This is a genomic window from Serratia bockelmannii (assembly GCF_008011855.1).
In the GTDB taxonomy this organism is placed as follows: Bacteria; Pseudomonadota; Gammaproteobacteria; order Enterobacterales; family Enterobacteriaceae; genus Serratia; species Serratia bockelmannii.
Map to the genome: position 1 here is coordinate 375,636 of NZ_VOUX01000003.1, position 17,312 is coordinate 392,947.

The 17,312-nt window shown below is 60.8% G+C and carries 14 protein-coding genes; 6 read left to right on the forward strand and 8 right to left on the reverse strand.

What is annotated here, in order from left to right; translation table 11 throughout:
* Window positions 1-13: 13 nt before the first annotated feature.
* The 3 genes from brnQ to FOT55_RS06300 form a co-directional block, all read right to left on the reverse strand.
* The gene (gene brnQ, locus FOT55_RS06290) at window positions 14-1,336 is read right to left on the reverse strand and encodes a branched-chain amino acid transport system II carrier protein (RefSeq protein ID WP_147823241.1); all 1,323 of its coding nucleotides are present in this window, start codon (window positions 1,334-1,336) and stop codon (window positions 14-16) included.
* 213 nt (window positions 1,337-1,549) lie between these two features.
* Entirely contained in the window at window positions 1,550-2,431 is an 882-nt protein-coding gene (locus FOT55_RS06295) for a 2OG-Fe dioxygenase family protein (protein ID WP_025304191.1), read from the reverse strand.
* 30 nt (window positions 2,432-2,461) lie between these two features.
* On the reverse strand, window positions 2,462-2,794 hold the full coding sequence (locus FOT55_RS06300) for a tRNA-binding protein (protein ID WP_147823242.1): 333 nt from the start codon (window positions 2,792-2,794) through the stop codon (window positions 2,462-2,464).
* A 290-nt stretch (window positions 2,795-3,084) separates the two neighbouring features.
* Between FOT55_RS06300 and FOT55_RS06305 the strand changes: the two genes are divergently transcribed.
* The 4 genes from FOT55_RS06305 to FOT55_RS06320 all read left to right on the forward strand — a co-directional run bounded on the left by FOT55_RS06305 (window position 3,085) and on the right by FOT55_RS06320 (window position 8,166).
* On the forward strand, window positions 3,085-4,002 hold the full coding sequence (locus FOT55_RS06305; RefSeq protein WP_060434959.1) for a DMT family transporter: 918 nt from the start codon (window positions 3,085-3,087) through the stop codon (window positions 4,000-4,002).
* Window positions 4,003-4,166: 164 nt separating this feature from the next.
* Window positions 4,167-5,255, forward strand: a complete 1,089-nt coding sequence (locus FOT55_RS06310; protein WP_043142713.1) for an ABC transporter substrate-binding protein — start codon at window positions 4,167-4,169, stop codon at window positions 5,253-5,255.
* 78 nt (window positions 5,256-5,333) lie between these two features.
* Window positions 5,334-7,103 carry an ABC transporter permease gene (locus FOT55_RS06315; RefSeq protein ID WP_025304187.1) on the forward strand — a complete coding sequence of 590 codons (1,770 nt, stop codon included), beginning with the start codon at window positions 5,334-5,336 and terminating at the stop codon, window positions 7,101-7,103.
* Window positions 7,096-8,166, forward strand: coding sequence for an ABC transporter ATP-binding protein (locus FOT55_RS06320; RefSeq protein WP_043142690.1), 1,071 nt, complete (start codon window positions 7,096-7,098; stop codon window positions 8,164-8,166). Before FOT55_RS06315 ends, FOT55_RS06320 begins: the two co-directional genes overlap by 8 nt.
* Window positions 8,167-8,196: 30 nt before the next feature.
* Here the strand turns inward: FOT55_RS06320 and FOT55_RS06325 are convergent, their stop codons facing one another.
* The 5 genes from FOT55_RS06325 to FOT55_RS06345 all read right to left on the reverse strand — a co-directional run bounded on the left by FOT55_RS06325 (window position 8,197) and on the right by FOT55_RS06345 (window position 14,910).
* Complete coding sequence (locus tag FOT55_RS06325; RefSeq protein WP_147823243.1) at window positions 8,197-9,162, reverse strand: PDR/VanB family oxidoreductase; 966 nt, start codon at window positions 9,160-9,162, stop codon at window positions 8,197-8,199.
* 41 nt (window positions 9,163-9,203) lie between these two features.
* Window positions 9,204-10,652: an NAD-dependent succinate-semialdehyde dehydrogenase gene (locus FOT55_RS06330; RefSeq protein ID WP_147823244.1), complete on the reverse strand. Its 1,449-nt coding sequence runs from the start codon at window positions 10,650-10,652 to the stop codon at window positions 9,204-9,206.
* A gap of 46 nt (window positions 10,653-10,698) precedes the next feature.
* The gene (locus FOT55_RS06335) at window positions 10,699-11,823 is read right to left on the reverse strand and encodes an aromatic ring-hydroxylating oxygenase subunit alpha (RefSeq protein ID WP_025304183.1); all 1,125 of its coding nucleotides are present in this window, start codon (window positions 11,821-11,823) and stop codon (window positions 10,699-10,701) included.
* 26 nt (window positions 11,824-11,849) lie between these two features.
* The gene (locus tag FOT55_RS06340) at window positions 11,850-13,460 is read right to left on the reverse strand and encodes a BCCT family transporter (protein ID WP_025304182.1); all 1,611 of its coding nucleotides are present in this window, start codon (window positions 13,458-13,460) and stop codon (window positions 11,850-11,852) included.
* Window positions 13,461-13,824: 364 nt separating this feature from the next.
* Window positions 13,825-14,910, reverse strand: a complete 1,086-nt coding sequence (locus FOT55_RS06345; protein WP_025304181.1) for a tartrate dehydrogenase — start codon at window positions 14,908-14,910, stop codon at window positions 13,825-13,827.
* Between the two features lie 82 nt (window positions 14,911-14,992).
* On the opposite strand from FOT55_RS06345, the gene FOT55_RS06350 reads away from it, so the two are divergent.
* Both FOT55_RS06350 and epd read left to right on the forward strand, forming a co-directional pair.
* Window positions 14,993-15,952, forward strand: a complete 960-nt coding sequence (locus tag FOT55_RS06350) for a LysR substrate-binding domain-containing protein (protein ID WP_269149643.1) — start codon at window positions 14,993-14,995, stop codon at window positions 15,950-15,952.
* 311 nt (window positions 15,953-16,263) lie between these two features.
* Window positions 16,264-17,280, forward strand: a complete 1,017-nt coding sequence (gene epd / locus FOT55_RS06355; protein WP_004931582.1) for an erythrose-4-phosphate dehydrogenase — start codon at window positions 16,264-16,266, stop codon at window positions 17,278-17,280.
* The last annotated feature ends 32 nt before the right edge of the window (window positions 17,281-17,312 follow it).

Here is a 17,312-nt window from a genome sequence, read left to right on the forward strand (position 1 = left end):
GCGGAAACCGCGATTACGACGCGGTCTTGATGCTTTCGGCGCTGCGCAACCGGTCGTAAGCCGCCGCCAGCAACAGCACCAGCAGCGTAGGCTGCAGCCAGACCAGACCCTGTTCGGCCAGCGGCAACTTATCGAACCAGGTCGGCAGCAGGCCGCTGAAGCTGGAGGCCTTCAGGCCGTCGGCGAGGCCAAACACCAGGCTGGTGGCGATCACCGGCGCGAACACGCGCTTGGCGCTGCGCCAGCGGTTCTGGCTGAAGCTGAGCAACACCAGCGCGATGCAGGGTGGATAGATCGCCGTCAGCACCGGCAGCGAGACGCGGATCAGGTTGGCCAGCCCCATGTTGGAGACCAGCATGGCGAAGAGCGCGAGGATAACCACCAGCGTGCGGTAAGAGAGCGGCAGGTAGCGAGAGAAGAAGTCCGCGCAGGCACAGGTCATGCCGACCGCCGTCACCAGGCAGGCGATGAACATCAGTACCGCCATAAAGACGCTGCCCAGATCGCCGAAGGTGTGCTGCACATAGGCGTGCAGGATTGCCGCGCCATCCTGAGCGCCACTCTCGACCAGGCTGCCGCTGCCGGCGCCAAGTTTGAACATGCAGATATAGACCAGAGTCAGGCCGACGCCGGCGATCAGGCTGGCCCACAGGGTGTAGCGCAGCAGCAGGCCGCTGTCGCTGACGCCACGCGAGCGGGCGGCGGTGACGATAATCGAGCCGAACATCAACGCCGACAGCGTGTCCATGGTTTGATAACCCTGAACGAAGCCGGTGGAAAACGCCGCGGCCTGATAGCTGCCGACGGCGGAGACCGGCGCACCGGCGGGCCAGACCAGGGCGGCGATGCCGAGCGCGGCCAGCGCCAGAATTTTCAGCGGCGCCAGAATATGGCCGACGTTGTCGAGCAAGCGGCCGGGATACAGCGACACGACCATCGCCAGGGTAAAGAACAGCAGGCTGTAGATGAACTGCGGCAGGGCGCCGTCGCCGGTGAAGGGCGCGATGCCGAGGGCGAAAGAAACATTGGCGGTTCGCGGGGTGGCGAACAGTGGGCCGAGCGCCAGATAGCAGACGGTCGCCAACAGCAGGCCGGCTGTGCGGCCGATGGGGCCAGTCAGCAGGCTGATGCTGCCGCCGACGCGCGCCAGCGCGATCACGGCAATCACCGGCAGGGCGACGGCGGTCACCATAAAACCGAGGGCGGCCGGCCACAGATGCTCACCGGACTGCAGCCCCACTAGCGGGGGGAAAATGATGTTGCCGGCGCCGACAAACAGGGCGAAGGTCATAAAGCCCAGGGCGATAATGTCTTTCGGGGATAAACTCTTGGTCATAACGGTATGGCACTGCCTGTATTCATGAAATAAACGGCCTGGCTGCAGAATGAAGCACTGCAGGAGGAGGCGCGTGGGGCAGCGTAAGCCCGCAAAAATTTTCGTCCGGCAGGATATAATAATTCGGCGACAAAAACCTGATTAATCCAGCGCTGTTTACCCCGGCGTGAACCGGCCGCACAGAGGGATCCTGGCGGCCGGCCCGGCAGCGCGTTAGCTCGCGCGCGCCACCATGTCTATCGACAGCGGGATTTCGATATGCGGTTTAAAAGAGTCATACGCGAAGGAGACGTGGCCGTCTTCGACCGGTTTACGGGTGAAAAAGATCAGCATATCACGGGTCGAATGCCGGCGTTTGTCCTGCGCTTCCACCGGTGAGAGGCTGTGTTTGCGCTCATGGTCGACAATCAGCAGGGTATCGAGGAAATGCCGATGCTGTATTTCGCCCAAAATCCATTCCGGCCGGGCGCGATCGAATTTGATCCCGCTGGTTTCGCGCATATCGTGAATAAAGGTCTTGGCGCTGTCGTCGGTCATGTTGTCGCAGCCGAGGAAGGTCGTCATGGTGTGGTCGACGCCGTCGCTGTGTACGCCTTCCAGCGCCGGTTCGCCCAACATCTGCGGCGTGGTGACGGTGCGCAGGTTGAACACCGTGCAGACGAATTTGTTGATTTCCTGATTAAGCCGGGGGCGCGGCGTCACGCTCACGCCATCGATCACGTAGGCTTTGAATTTCATCAGTGCCTGAAATGCCGTATTCAACTGCAGATCGTCGTTGATGCCGCGGAAATGGCGCACCTTTCCCGAATCGTAGCGGATGAAGTCTTCCTCGACCGAGAGCACGAAAGGCTGGAACTCCAGCCGCTCAATCTGGGCGCGATCGAAGTCGAAACAGAAGCGGCCGTTTCTGGACTTGCGGAAAGGCAGTGTGGGATCGTCCGCCAGATTGGCGCTGACCTGCTGCAGCCTGGCGAAATCTTCCGGCCGCGCGCCCAGCGCCAGCAGGATCGCTTGCATGGTGGCGCCGGGGATAAAGGCTGAACGGTGTTCCTGGTACGCCTTCTTAACTTCATCAAGCAGGGATAACTGTCGCATTTCTCGGTGGCCTCACGAATGATGTGGCGATTATAAAATCTTGCTGCCGATCTCCACGTCGACATCGGGTTTCAGCAAGACAGTGCCTTGATCCCGGGTGACCGCGGCAAGTACCAGCACTTCAGATTTAAATCCGGCAACCCGCCTGGCGGGGAAATTAACGACGGAGATGACTTTTTTTCCAATCAGATCATCTTCCTGATAGTTTTCGCATAATTGCGCCGAGCTGTTTTTAATGCCAATTTCTTCGCCGAAATCAATGCGCAGCTTATAGGCGGGCTTTAATGCCTTGTCGTTATATTCCACGGAAATAATTTCGCCAATACGCATATCCAGTTTCATAAAATCAGTGATTTCGGCCATGAGTCAGTCCAGTTAATTAAGTGGCTTCAGGAAGGCTAGCAAAGGGGAATTATTCCGACAATGCCGCCAGGAGGGGAATAGTTATACCGGATGTAGCAATTAATTTACATTATCGTAACGTGGTGGAATTAATTATAAGCTTGGTGAATTATATAAGATTGAAACTTCATTATTTCCCGCAATTATGTTCACCACGCCTGCTTGGTGCCAGCGTCGATACTGTTAAGCCCGTGTTAAATTGGTTAGTATGCTCTGCATTAATTCATCAACGGCATTTTTTAGGTAGTGATATGGAAATAACCCAGCGCGAAAAACGCGATCGGCGAAAGGCATTTATTGCGCCGTTTTTCCTGATATTAATTTGGTCGACCGGTTTTATTGCCGCGCGGGCGGTGGCGGATCATGCCGATCCCAACCTTTTCCTGACCTTTCGCTTTTTGATCGCCGCGGCAGTATTCGCTCTGCTGGCGCTGCATTGCGCCTGGCCCAAGGGGCGACAGTTCGTAATGCACCTGCTGACCGGCATGTTGATGAACGGTGTTTACCTTGCCGCAAGCTGGTGGGCGGTGGCGAACGGCCTGGCAGCCGGAGTGATGTCGCTGATCGGCGGATTGCAGCCGCTGTTTACCGCGCTGATTTTCGCGCTGGTGCTGCGTAAGCCGATCGGGTTACGTTCCTGGGCCGGGCTGGCGGTCGGTTTTATCGGCGTTGCGCTGGTGCTCTCCCCGCGGCTGACCGGCATCGACGTCGGCAATATGGCGCTGCTGCCGATCCTGATGGGGTTTGGCAGCATCGTTGCGCTGACGATAGGCATCATGGTGCAGAAGTCTTCGCTAGCAGCGGCCGATCTGCGGGCGGCAGGCGCCATTCAGCACCTCGGCGCGGCGATCGTGACCGGCGTACTGGCGGCCGTAATGGGCTCAGGCGCCTGGGACAATTCGCCAACGCTGTGGTTCTCGCTGCTGTGGTCGGCCGGCGTGTTGTCGCTGGGCGGCACCGCGCTGTTCATTTGGATGGTGCGCCACGGCGATTTGACTCGCATTACCGCGCTGATGCTGCTGGTGCCGCCGGCGGCGGCGCTGCAGGCTTACGCGCTGTTTGGTGAGGCGTTGTCGCTGGTGCAGCTGGCGGGATTTGTTCTGACGCTGCTGGGGGTTGCCATCGTACAGCGAATTCGCCTGCTGCGGCGCTCTCACCTGGCCGAATAGTCTGCGATAGGAAGTGCTGTAAAGCCCGCGCTGCCGGGCTTTTTATTGGCTGAAAAACGTCCAACCTCACAAAACCGAAAGATAACAAGCAACGCCGTTGCCTCGTCATAAATATTAACTGTATGTTAATTTTTGGTTTATTAAATGTGATCAGGGGATGGATGATGATGAAAAAAATCAGCGCGACCGTAGCTGCTATCACCTTACTGGGCTCCGTTTCCGCCTATGCGGCCTTCCCGGCGGGCTACCCCGCCGACTATCAGAAACTGGTCGACGGCGCGAAGAAAGAAGGCAAGGTGGTGATTTATTCAACCACCGACACCAAGGCGGCGGCGCCGCTGATCCAGGGGTTCGAGGCGTTGTATCCGGGCATCAAGGTCGAATACAACGACATGAACAGCACCGAACTGTATAACCGCTTTATCAGCGAGCAGGCGGCCGGCGGCACCAGCGGCGACCTGGTGTGGAGTTCGTCGATGGACACCATTTTGAAACTGGCGGGCGATTACGCGCAGGAGTATGCCTCTCCGGAGCGGGCTCAGCTGCCAAAATGGGCGGTATGGCAAGATAAAGTGTATGGCACCACCTATGAGCCGGTGGTGTTTATCTATAACAAACGGCTGATCCCGCAGGGCGATGTGCCGGATTCACACGCGGCGCTGGCTAAACTGATCGCCGGCCAGACGGACAAATTCAAGAAGAAAGTCACCACCTACGACATCGAAAAATCCGGCGTCGGCTTCATGCTGTCGGTGCAGGACTTCAAGGCCGATCCTAACTACTTCAAAACGCTGGCCGACGTGGCCAAGGGCGGGCTGGCGGTGCAATCTTCCACCGGCACCATGATGGAGCGCGTCTCCTCCGGTGAAAACCTGATCGGCTTCAATATCCTCGGTTCATACGCCGAGGCCCGCGCCAAGAGCGATCCGTCGCTCGGCATCGTCTATCCGAAAGACTATACCCTGGTGCTGTCGCGCGTGAGCTTCATCAGCAAAGAGGCCGGCAACCCTAATGCCGCCAAGCTGTGGTTCGACTACGTGCTGTCGGAGAAAGGGCAAAATATTCTCGCCAATCAGGCGGATATCCCCTCGATCCGCAACGACATCGAAGGCAAGAACGACATCGATGGCATGACCAAGCTGTTGGGTAACGCGCTCAAGCCGATCCCGGTCGATGACAGCCTGCTGGAATATCTGCAGCCGGCCAAACGTCTCGACTACATCAAACAATGGCGCGCCGCCGCGGCGAAATAACAGGGACTGCATTCGGACGCGCGCCTGCCGCACGGGCGCGCGCCCTTTGGTCGTCGTTTACAACCATAGGGAGCATTTATGCAAGCATGGCGCAGAAAGTGGCAGAGCCTGCCGCGCGGCCTGGTGGTGTTGATAACCGCGCTGGTTATCTATGTCCCCCTGTCGTTTATCATCATTCAAAGCTTCCTCTCGGCTCCGTTTTTCTCTCCCTCCAAGGTCTTCAGCCTGGAGGCCTTCGAGTTCATCTTTACCGATCCGGATTTCTACAAAGCGCTGAAAAGCGGCTTTATTCTGGCATTCGGCCTGGTGATTATCGCCATCCCGCTCGGCGGCATTTTGGCCTTTCTGATGGTGCGCACCGATCTGCCGGGGCGGCGGATCATCGAACCGCTGATTCTGGTACCGATCTTCGTGTCGCCGATGGTGCTGGGTTTCGGTTACGTGGTGGCGGCGGGGCCGGTCGGCTTCTTCTCGCTGTGGGCGGAAGCGTTGCTGGGTTTCGTGCCGTGGAACATCTATTCGATGGCCAGCATCGTGGTGATAGCCGGGTTGACGCACGTGCCCCACGCGTATCTGTACATCTCCTCGGCGCTGCGCAGCGTGGGCTCCGACGTTGAAGAAGCGGCGCGCACCGCCGGCGCTACGCCGCTGCAGGTGATGACCGCCGTCAGCCTGCCGATGGTGCGGCCGTCTATCTTGTACGCCGGGGTGCTGCTGTTCTTCCTCGGGCTGGAGGTGTTCGGCCTGATGCTGGTGCTGGGCGATCCGGAAGGCAACCTGGTGCTGGCGACCTACCTGTATCAGTTGACCAACAAGCTGGGCACGCCTTCTTACCACCTGATGGCGGCGGTAGCGGTGGTGCTGATCTGCATCACCATTCCATTGGTGATGCTGCAGCGCAGGCTGATGCGTACCGCCAACCGTTTCGTCACCGTCAAGGGCAAAGCCTCGCAGGCGCGCGCGCTGCCGCTGGGCAAATGGCGCTGGGTGGCCGGCGCGGTGGTGATGTTCTGGCTGACCGTGACCATCGGCGTGCCGCTGATCGGCGTAGTGCTGCGCGCCTTTATCTCCAACTGGGGCGTGGGCGTGTCTGTCTGGGACGAACTGTCGATCAACACCTTCCGCACCATCTGGGCGCAACCCAACCTGCTGCGCGCCATCGTCAACTCGATGGCGATCGGGGTGATCGGCGGGGCGCTGGCGGTGGCGTGCTATCTGTTTATCGGCATTGCCATGCACCGCAAGCCGGATGGCGCCACGCGCTTCCTCGACTACAGCGTGCTGGTGCCGCGCGCGGTGCCGGGGCTGTTGGCCGGCCTGGCGTTCCTGTGGGTGTTTCTGTTCCTGCCGATGTGGTTGGACAAATCGCTTAAGGAAGGCTGGCTGTCAGTGCTGCCGATGGCCGAGTGGCTGCGCGAGAACGTGATCGTCTGGTTGCGTTCGCTGCGCAGCACCATCTTCAGCGTCTGGCTGGCCTACACCGTGGTGTGGATGGCTTACGGCCTGCGGCTGATCTCTTCTACGCTGCTGCAGGTGGGACCGGAGCTGGAGGAGGCGGCGCGCAGCGCCGGCGCCAGCCGCGGTCAGATCACCCGCCACGTCACCATTCCGCTGTCGCGCTACGGCCTGATCGGCTCCTGGTTGCTGATGTTCCTGATCTTTGAACGCGAATATTCCACCGGGGTGTATCTGCTGTCTCCGGGCACAGAAACCATCGGCTCGATGCTGGTTTCCCTGTGGGCCGCGGGCGCTATCGATATCGTCGCCGCGCTGTCGTTCATCAATATCCTGCTGGTGGTGTTGGGGCTGGGGATCGCCTTGCGCTTTGGAGTGAAATTACATGATTGAACTTTCGGTAGAGAATCTGCATTTGACCTATGGCGACAACCCGGTGTTGAAAGGGGTGTCGATGGATCTGAAACGGGGCGAAGTGGTCTCGCTGCTGGGCCCGTCGGGCAGCGGCAAAACCACGCTGCTGCGGGCGGTAGCCGGGCTGGAGAAACCGAGCCAGGGGCGGATCGTCATCGGCAACAGCGCGGTGTACAACGGCAGCGCACGCAGTGAAATTCCCGCCGAAGAGCGCAATCTGGGGCTGGTGTTTCAGTCCTACGCCCTGTGGCCGCATAAAACGGTGTTTGAGAACGTCGCTTACCCGCTGAAACTGCGTAAGACTGCCTCGGCGGAAATCGCCCAGCGGGTGCAGGCGGTGCTGGATCAGCTCGGGCTGGGGCATTTGGCCAAACGCCATCCGCACCAACTCTCCGGCGGCCAACAGCAGCGCGTGGCGATCGGGCGCGCGCTGGTCTACAACCCGCCGGTGATCCTGCTGGATGAGCCGCTGTCCAACCTTGACGCCAAGCTGCGCGAAGAGGCGCGAGTATTCCTGCGCGAGTTGATCATCAAGCTGGGTCTGTCGGCGCTGATGGTGACCCACGATCAGAACGAGGCGATGGCCATTTCCGATCGCATCCTGCTGCTCAATAACGGCAAAATCGAACAGCAGGGCACGCCGCAGGAGATGTACGGTTCGCCCACCACGCTGTTCACCGCCGAGTTCATGGGCAGCAACAACCGGTTGCCGGGCAAGGTCGTCGCGCTGGAAGGCGATCGGGCGCGCATCGAAGGTAAGGATTGGGCGCTGTGGGGCAAAGCGGGCGAAGGCGTGCAGGTCGGGCAGGAGGGCACGGCGGTGATCCGCGTCGAGCGCGTGCGGTTGGGTGAAGATCCGCAGGGCAACCAGCTTGAGCTGCCGTTGCTGACCAGCATGTATCTCGGCGATCGCTGGGAATACCTGTTCCGCACCGTGGCCGAAGATTTCGTGGTGCGTGCCTATGGCCACGAGGCGCGCGATCAAACGCTGTGCCGGCTCTCCCTGCCGGCCGAGCATTTGTGGATATTCCCGAAAGCCTAATCAGGACGCCCGCCGATGCGGGCGTTCCTTTTACAAATCCAGCACCAGCCGGCTGCCTTTGGCGCGCGAGCAGCAGATCAACAGGGTCTGCTGCGCCGTGCGTTCTTCCTCGCTGAGATATTGATCGCGGTGATCGGCTTCCCCTTCGATGATGCGGGTTTCGCAGGTGCCGCAAATGCCTTCGCGGCACAGGCACTCGACCTTGGCCGCCTTGCTGTTTTCCAGCGCCTGCAGGATGGTCATGTCTTGCGCGACTTCAAGCTCAATACCCGATCGAGCCAGCACCAGTGTAAAGGCGCCGCCCGCCGTGTCTTCGGCGGCAAAGGCTTCGCTGTGCAAGCGACCGGCATCGATACCCCGTTCGGCGGCGATCCGGTAGACCGCTTCGTTCAGCGCCGCCGGGCCGCAGACGTAGATATGGGCGCCGGGTTCCACATCGGCCAGCGTGCGCGCCAGATCCAACCGGCCGCCAAGGCTGGAGACATGGCAACTGACGTTGTCGGCGAACGGCGCTTGCATCAGCTGTTGCTGGAAGGCGTTGTGCTCTTCACTGTGGAAGCAGTAGTGCAGATGGTAGCGTTGGCCGCTGCGTTGCAGCTCATGCAGATGGGCCATAAACGGCGTGATGCCGATGCCGCCGGCGATCAGCACGTGATGTTGCGCTTCCGGCGCCAGCGCGAACAGGTTATTCGGGGTGCTGATGGTCAGCGTATCGCCGACCGCCAGCCGGTCATGCATGAAGTCGGAACCGCCTTTGGAAGGAGACTCGCGCCGAATGGCGATCTGGTAATGCTCGAGTTCGAACGGTGAGCTGAGCAGCGAATAGGCGTTGCTGTAGCGCTGCTCGCCGTCCTGCATTTGCACGATGATGTGGCTGCCGCCGCTGAAGGCGGGCAGCGGCCGGCCTTGCGGATCCGCAAGGGTAAAGCGCTTGACCCGTGCGGTGACGGTTTCGATGTCGACGATGCGGACATCAAGCATCTGATAGCTGGTCATTCATTGGCTCCAAAGCGCGGGCGTCCCCGCGCATGAAAAAGTTATACCGCCTGGCACAGGTATTTGAGCTCCAGATAGTCTTCGATGCCGTATTCGGAGCCTTCACGCCCCAGCCCCGACTGTTTCACCCCGCCGAACGGCGCCACCTCGTTGGAGATAAGCCCGGTATTGATGCCGACCATGCCGTACTCCAGCCGTTCCGAAACGCGCCAGATGCGCGCCGCATCGCGGGTGTAGAAGTAGGCGGCCAAGCCGTAGATGGTGTCGTTGGCCTGACGGATCGCCTCGGCTTCGTCATCGAACACCACCAGCGGCGCGACCGGGCCGAAGATTTCCTCTTCCAGCAGCAGCGAGCCGGGCTGAACGTCCCCCAGCACCGTCGGCGTGAAGAAATTGCCGCCCAGCGCGTGCGGCGTGGCGCCGGTCAGCATCTGAGCACCTTTGCTCAGCGCGTCATCGAGCAGCTCCAGCACCTTGTCGCACGCCTTGCGGTTGATCAGCGGGCCGATCTGCACGCCGGGTTCGAAACCATTGCCGACTTGCAGTGCCGCCACGCGGGCGACAAACTTCTCGGCGAACTGCGGGTAAACGCCGCGCTGCACGTAGAACCGATTGACGCAGACGCAGGTCTGCCCGGCGTTACGGTATTTGGCGATCAGTGCGCCTTCCACCGCGGCATCGATGTCCGCATCGTCAAACACGATGAACGGCGCGTTGCCGCCCAGCTCCAGCGACACTTTCTTGATGGTGTCCGCGCTCTGGCGCATCAGCAGCCTGCCCACCGGCGTGGAGCCGGTAAAGCTGAGTTTGCGCACCTGCGGGTGGCGAGTCAGCTCGGCGCCGATCGCCTGCGAGTTGCCGGTCACCACGTTGAATACCCCGGCGGGAATGCCGGCGCGCTCGGCCAGTTCGGCCATCGCCAGCGCTGAATAAGGGGTTTCGTTGGCGGGTTTGACCACCAGCGTACAGCCGGCCGCCAGCGCCGGCGCGGCCTTGCGGGTGATCATCGCCGCCGGAAAGTTCCAGGGCGTGATCGCCGCGCACACGCCGATGCCCTGTTTCAGCACCATCAGGCGTTTATCGCTGCTCGGCGAAGGAATGATGTCGCCGTTGGCGCGCTTGGCCTGTTCGGCGAACCATTCGATAAAGGAGGCTGCGTAGCGGATCTCACCCAGCGATTCCGCCAGCGGTTTGCCTTGCTCCAGCGTCATCAGGTTGGCCAGATCCTGCTGGTGCTCCAGCATCAGTTCGAACCAGCGGCGCAACAGCAGCGCGCGCTGTTGCGCCGGCAGCGCGCGCCAGCCTTCCAGCGCCTGCTGGGCGGCGTCGATCGCCTGTTCGGTTTCGGCCGTCGCCATGTTGGGCACGCTGCCGATTGGCCGGCCGGTGGCGGGATCGCTCACCGGCAGGGTTTCCTGGTTGTCGGCGTCGCGCCATTGGCCGTTGATATATGCCTGTTGGCGGAATAGCGCCCGATCGGAAATTTTCACAAGAACCTCACAAGTCAGGGGAAAGGGGCCCGCGGGCCCCGTCGCATCAAGGTTGATAAACCTGCGCCAGCAGGTTGTGGAAGTGGGCGATGCCGTGTTCGCTGACGCCGCTGCCGGCGCCGTCGGCCATGATGCGCCCCTGGCCGCGATAGCCGCGCGACTTCAGGCCTTTTTGCACGCTTTCCACCAGCCGCAAATCTTCCGGGCGGAACACGTCGCGGTACCAGTCGATCAGTTTGAGCTGTTCGTCGCTCAAATCGGTGTTGGTGAAGTAGATGTCGTAGTGCTGCAGGGTGGTTTCCGCATCGACCGGGAACTCATAGATCACCGTCATCATGCCTTCCAGCGGCGGCATGTTGAACATGGTGCACGGCCACAGCCAGATGCCGTGGAAGCTGGATTCTTTGCCCTCTTCAAACTTGAACGACTGCTCGGAAGGGCGGGCGTAGCCGAACTGCAGCGTCCAGTTGCCGTGCAGGGTGTGCCAGTAGCGATCGACCTGCACCGAGTCGGCGAAGCCGGGGTGTGCCGGGCCGCAGTGGTAGCACTCGAGGTAGTTGTCGACGATGTTCTTCCAGTTGGCCGGAGTGCGGGTGACGAAGCGTGCCGCCAGCTTGAGATCGTCGACCTGCGGGCAGGCCTCGCGCACTTTGGCGCCGAGGCCCGGCAGCTGGTCTTCCACCGTGCCGGCCTGCGAGTCCAGATTGACGTAAATAAACCCGGCGTACTCTTCGACCCGCACCGGCATCAGGTGCGAGTTTTCCTTATCAAAGTTCTGCACGTTTTCGCAGTTGCGCGCGTGCGCCAGTTCGCCGTCCAGCTTGAACGCCCAGGCGTGATAAGGGCAGGTGATGACGTTCTTCGCCCGGCCGTCGCCCGCCAGCAGTTGGTGGCCGCGGTGCGGGCAGACGTTGTAAAAGGCGCGCAGCACGTTGTCGCGGCCGCGCACCACCAGAATGTTTTCACCGATGATCTCGCGGGTGATGTAGTCGTTCGGTTGGGCAAGCTCGCTGCGGTGCGCCACACAAATCCAGCTGGTGGCGAACACCTGCTCTTTTTCGTGCTCGAACGCCGCCTGGTGGGTATAGAACCGGGCTGGAATGGTGTAAGCCTCGCGGGCGTCGGCGCAGAAATCTTTCGGTAAGGTAAATTCAGGGATCAGAGTGCTCATAAGTTAACCTTCCTCTTTTCTTATTGTCATTTCGCCATAGGGCGCGGTTGATACGACGATGGAGCGGGGAGTTCGGCGGCCGCCGGTGCTTCGGGCAGCGCCGGCGGGCTGCTTTCGATCAGGTGCGCCGGGATGGCCGCGTAGTCCTGCTTTAGCCAGCGGGCAAAGCCGTAGGTTTTCACCAGCAGCACCAGCAGGAACGGCAGCGCGGTCAGGATCACCGTGGTTTTCATGGTGTCCAGCGAGGCGCCGGTAAACAGGATCGACAGCGGGATCAGGGTGATCACCACGCACCAGAACAGGCGCAGCATCGGACTGGGATCTTGCCCCTCCTGCAGGTTGCGGGTGCTGGTGGCGGCCATGGTGTAGGCCACCGCGTCCATGTGCGAGGCCAGGAAAATGATCATGATGAACAGATAGGCGGCCAGGAACAGCTTGCCGAGCGGCAGCGCCGTCAGCAGCATCTGCACGGCGGTTTCGCCGCCCTGGGTGCTGAGGATCTCCGGTACGTTGAGCTGCCCGCTGATGAACTGGTGCATGGCATAGCTTTCCAGCGAGCCGAAGAAGAACCAGCAGCCGAGGGTGCTGCCGAGCAACAACGCCCAGATCACTTCTTTAATCTTGCGGCCGCGCGAGACGCGGGTGACGAACATCGCCACGCCCGGGGTATAGGATATCCACCACAGCCAGTAGAACACCGTCCAACTGCGGCTGAAGCTGCCGTCGCCCATCGGATCGGTGAACAGGCTCATCTGCAGGAAGTTTTGCGCCGTCAGGCCGATGGCGTTGATGGTGTTGTTGATGGTGAACTCGGTCGGGCCGACCAGCAGCACCAGCCCGGCGAAGGCGAAGGCGCCCCAGCCGACCATTTTGCTCAGGCGCTGCATGCCGCCGTCGATGCCGATGTAAGAGCTGAGACAGAAGATCACCGCGGCCAGCAGGATCACCGTCGCCTGCACCACGAAATTGTCCGGGATGCCGGTCAGTGCCGTCAGCCCACGGGTAAAGGTAGAGGCCGTCAGCACCAGTGAAATGGTGAGGGCGCCGACGGTGGCGACCAGGAAGATCAGATCCACCAACCGCCCGATCGGGCCGTTGGCGCGCACACCGGTGATGGCGGAAATGATCCCCGATAGGCTGAGCCCTTTGTTCTTACGCACGTGGAAGTGGTAGGCCATGATCAGCGAGGCGAGGGCATAGGTCGCCCAGGCGCTCAGGCCCCAGTGGAAGAAGGAGTAGCTGATGCTGTATTCCAGCGCCTTCGGGGTGCGCGGCGCGATGTTCAGCCCCGGCGTCTGGTAATAATACGCCCATTCCATCACCCCCCAGTACAGGGTGGACGAGCCCAGGCCAGCGCAGATGAACATGAACAGCCAGGCTAACGTGGAGTACTGCGGTTTGCCTTCGCCGAGGCGGATGTTGCCGTATTTGCTCAACGCCAGATACAGCACCACCAGCAGGGCGATCAGCACCAGGATTTGAATGGTTGAGCCGAACAGCCGGGTGACGCCGTTGAAAATGGTGTTGGCGATAAGCGCGGATTGAGCTGGAAAGAGCATCAGGCAAATGGCGATCAGCGCAATACTGCACAGGCTGATGGCGATGAGCGTGACATCCTTTTTAGGGGTGCTCTGCATGGGAGTGAACTCCTGTTATCGGTGGTGGGCCGGTGCGCGAAGAGTAGGGTGCGCCCGGGCCTTATTGGTTTGAACCCTTTGTTTTGTTACACCGCGAGGAGCAACCGCCCCGGCAGAACGCCACCGGAAATGTTTACTCTTCATTAACATTTTTGAGTGTGCACAAATTACGGGAGGGCCACAATTGGGGCATCTGTAAAAGGATAAAACACAGTATGTAAACAATTTGTTGTGATCTTGGCCGGGGTATTGGCGTGCTTTCTGCGGTGGTTTTCAACGGATTTGCGGCGGCGATCGAAGCGGAAAAGCGGACATGGCAAAGCAGGGCGCGAAAACGCGCCCTGCGCAGGAAAATCAGCGGTGTTTAGCGTTGCAGCAGGGCGGCGATCGCCTGGCCGACTTGCTGAGTGGAGGCATCGCCGCGCATATCCGGCGTGCGCGGCCCGTCGGCGATGATGCGCTCGATCGCCTGCAGGATGCCGTCGTGTGCCTGGCGGTAACGGGCATCGCCGTCGCCGAGGAAGTCCAGCATCATCGCGCCGCTCCAGATCATGGCGATCGGGTTGGCGATGTTTTTGCCGAAAATGTCCGGCGCCGAGCCGTGCACCGGCTCGAACAGCGACGGGAAGTTGCGCTCCGGGTTCAGGTTGGCCGACGGCGCAATGCCGATAGTGCCGGTGCAGGCCGGGCCGAGATCAGACAAAATATCGCCGAACAGGTTGGAGGCCACCACCACGTCGAAGCGTTCGGGGTTCAGCACGAAGCGCGCGCATAGAATATCTATGTGCTGCTTGTCCCAGGCGATGTCCGGATACCGGCGCGCCATCTCCGCCACGCGCTCATCCCAGTACGGCATGCTGATGGCCATGCCGTTGGACTTGGTGGCTGCGGTCAGGCGCTTGCGCGGGCGCTGTTGCGCCAGCTCAAAGGCGTACTTGAGGATGCGGTCCACGCCCTGACGGGTGAAGACCGATTCCTGGATCACCATCTCGCGTTCAGTGCCTTCGAACATCCGTCCGCCGAGCGAGGAGTATTCCCCTTCGGTATTTTCGCGCACCACGTAGAAATCGATATCGCCCGGCTGTTTGTTCGCGAGCGGGCAGGGCACGCCGGGAAACAGCCGTACTGGGCGCAGGTTGACGTACTGCTCGAAGTCGCGGCGGAATTTCAACAGCGACCCCCACAGCGAAATGTGATCGGGCACCGTATCCGGCCAGCCGACGGCGCCGAAGTAGATGGCATCGAAGCCCTTGAGCTGCTCAAACCAATCGTCCGGCATCATCTGGCCGTGGTGCTGGTAGTAGTCGCAGCTGGCCCACTCGAAAGTGTCGAATTCCAGCGACAGATCCCAGCGCGCCGCCGCCGCTTGCAACACTCGTATGCCTTCCGGCAACACTTCCCGCCCGATACCGTCCCCGGGGATGGCGGCAATTTTATAGGTTTTGCTCATACAGAGGTCTCATTTGTAGGTAGGGGAGATTGACAACACTCTTATCCTATAATTGACTAACTGTTAATCAACCCTGAAAACGGTGAAACATAAAACACGAATCATGAACAATATGCCGATCCTGAGTGACCTGCGGGTGTTCGTGCTGGTGGCGCGCCGCGCCGGGTTTGCCGCCGCCGCCGAAGAGCTGGGCGTGTCGCCGGCCTTTATCAGCAAACGCATTGCGTTGCTGGAAAAAGCGCTGGACGTGTCGTTGCTGCACCGCACCACGCGGCGAGTGGCGATCACCGAAGACGGCGAACGCATCTACGAATGGGCGCAGCGCATTCTCAACGACGTCGATCAGATGATGGACGAGCTGTCCGAGGTGCGTCAGGCGCCGCAGGGCATGCTGCGCGTGGTCAGCAGCTTCGGCTTCGGCCGGCGTTTCGTGGCGCCGGCGCTGTCGGCGCTGGCGCGGCAGTACCCGCAGCTGGAGCTGCGGCTCGACGTGTCCGATAGGCTGGTGGATCTGGTCAGCGAAGGGTTCGATCTGGATATCCGCATCGGCGACGATATCGCTCCCAATCTGATTGCGCGCAAGCTGGCGGACAATCAGCGCATCTTGTGCGCTTCGCCGGCGTACCTGCAGCGCCACGGCGTGCCGAAAAACCCGGCGGAGCTGGCGGGCCGCACCTGTTTGGTGATCAAGGAACGCGATCACCCGTTCGGGCTGTGGCGGCTGCAGGGGCCGGGCGGCGAAGAGACGGTGAAGGTGACGGGGGCGCTGGCGTCGAACCACGGCGAGATCGTGCACCAGTGGTGTCTGGACGGGCAGGGCGTTGCGCTGCGTTCCGCCTGGGACGTAAAAGAGAACATCGACAGCGGCAGATTGGTGCACATCCTGCCGGAGTATTATCAGCCGGCCAACATCTGGGCGGTGTACGTTTCCCGGCTGGCAACGTCGGCGAAAGTGCGGGTGACGGTCGAATTTTTGCGCGACTATTTTCGTGAGCACTACGGCGAAACGGGGCCGGCGAGCGAAAATTCGTCGCGGTCTTGAGGCCAAAAATGTGCGCCAGATCATCTTATGCTCGTAAAACTCCCCTCCGTTACCTGAGGAACTGTCGCACCTGTTCCTTTTGCCAAAACTTTGGTTTATGCTCAGCTGAAGCGTTTCAGTTGAAGCACTCTTCAACAGAAATGCCGATGTGACGGCGGTGAAAAACCGCTGAAGCGCGGGAATAATGCAAACTCGGCGATTCACAGCGGGCGGTACGATCCACTACTCTATGCGGGTTAGTGAGACAACCAGTCAGCGCCGGGCGGCGCCGGTGAGTCACCCGGCGTGGACGGCCCTTTTTCAGGAGCAGCATGACCATCCGCATAGCGATAAACGGCTTTGGCCGCATCGGCCGCAGCGTATTGCGCGCACTGTACGAATCGGGACGACGGGCGGAAATCTCCGTGGTGGCGATCAACGAGCTGGCGAACGCCGAAGGCATGGCCCATCTGCTGAAGTACGATTCCAGCCACGGCCGCTTTGCGTGGGATGTGCGGCAAGAGTGCGACACGCTGAGCGTCGGAGACGACGCGATTCGCCTGTTGCACCAGCCGGCGGTGGAGCAGTTGCCCTGGGGCGAGCTGGGCGTCGACGTGGTGCTGGACTGCAGCGGCGTGTACGGCAGCCGGGCGGATGGCGAAGCCCATCTGGCGGCGGGGGCGAAGAAAGTGCTGTTCGCCCATCCGGGCGGCAACGATCTGGACGCCACCATCGTGTTTGGCGTCAACCATCAGACGCTGCTGGCGGAACACCGCATCGTGTCCAACGCCTCGTGCACCACCAACTGCATTATTCCGGTGATCAAGCTGCTGGACGACGCCTACAGCATCGAGTCCGGCACCGTGACCACCATTCACTCGGCGATGAACGATCAGCCGGTGATCGACGCGTATCACGCGGATTTGCGGCGCACCCGCGCGGCGAGCCAGTCGATCATTCCGGTCGATACCAAGCTGGCCGCGGGCATCACCCGCATCTTCCCGCAGTTTTGCGATCGCTTCGAGGCTATCTCGGTGCGCGTGCCGACCATCAACGTGACGGCTATCGATCTTAGCGTCAGCGTGAGCGCCGCGGTGAAGGTGGCGGAGGTCAACCAGCTGTTGCAAAAGGCCGCACGGGAATCATTTCGTGGTATAGTTGACTACACGGAATTACCATTGGTCTCGATTGATTTTAACCATGACCCGCACAGCGCTATCGTCGACGGTACGCAGACCCGGGTCAGCGGGCAGCACCTGATAAAGACCTTGGTCTGGTGCGACAATGAATGGGGCTTTGCCAATCGGATGTTGGATACAACACGGGCAATGGCCGCCAGCGGTTTCTAGTACGGCGGCGCCGGCGTGATGGGCGCGCTGCT

What these genes read in the sequence shown, in the direction of transcription:
- brnQ (WP_147823241.1), bottom strand. Translation starts at nt 1,336, where the DNA reads ATGACCAAGAGTTTATCCCCGAAAGACATTATCGCCCTGGGCTTTATG.
- FOT55_RS06295 (WP_025304191.1), bottom strand. Translation starts at nt 2,431, where the DNA reads ATGCGACAGTTATCCCTGCTTGATGAAGTTAAGAAGGCGTACCAGGAA.
- FOT55_RS06300 (WP_147823242.1), bottom strand. Translation starts at nt 2,794, where the DNA reads ATGGCCGAAATCACTGATTTTATGAAACTGGATATGCGTATTGGCGAA.
- FOT55_RS06305 (WP_060434959.1), top strand. Translation starts at nt 3,085, where the DNA reads ATGGAAATAACCCAGCGCGAAAAACGCGATCGGCGAAAGGCATTTATT.
- FOT55_RS06310 (WP_043142713.1), top strand. Translation starts at nt 4,167, where the DNA reads ATGATGAAAAAAATCAGCGCGACCGTAGCTGCTATCACCTTACTGGGC.
- FOT55_RS06315 (WP_025304187.1), top strand. Translation starts at nt 5,334, where the DNA reads ATGCAAGCATGGCGCAGAAAGTGGCAGAGCCTGCCGCGCGGCCTGGTG.
- FOT55_RS06320 (WP_043142690.1), top strand. Translation starts at nt 7,096, where the DNA reads ATGATTGAACTTTCGGTAGAGAATCTGCATTTGACCTATGGCGACAAC.
- FOT55_RS06325 (WP_147823243.1), bottom strand. Translation starts at nt 9,162, where the DNA reads ATGACCAGCTATCAGATGCTTGATGTCCGCATCGTCGACATCGAAACC.
- FOT55_RS06335 (WP_025304183.1), bottom strand. Translation starts at nt 11,823, where the DNA reads ATGAGCACTCTGATCCCTGAATTTACCTTACCGAAAGATTTCTGCGCC.
- FOT55_RS06340 (WP_025304182.1), bottom strand. Translation starts at nt 13,460, where the DNA reads ATGCAGAGCACCCCTAAAAAGGATGTCACGCTCATCGCCATCAGCCTG.
- FOT55_RS06345 (WP_025304181.1), bottom strand. Translation starts at nt 14,910, where the DNA reads ATGAGCAAAACCTATAAAATTGCCGCCATCCCCGGGGACGGTATCGGG.
- epd (WP_004931582.1), top strand. Translation starts at nt 16,264, where the DNA reads ATGACCATCCGCATAGCGATAAACGGCTTTGGCCGCATCGGCCGCAGC.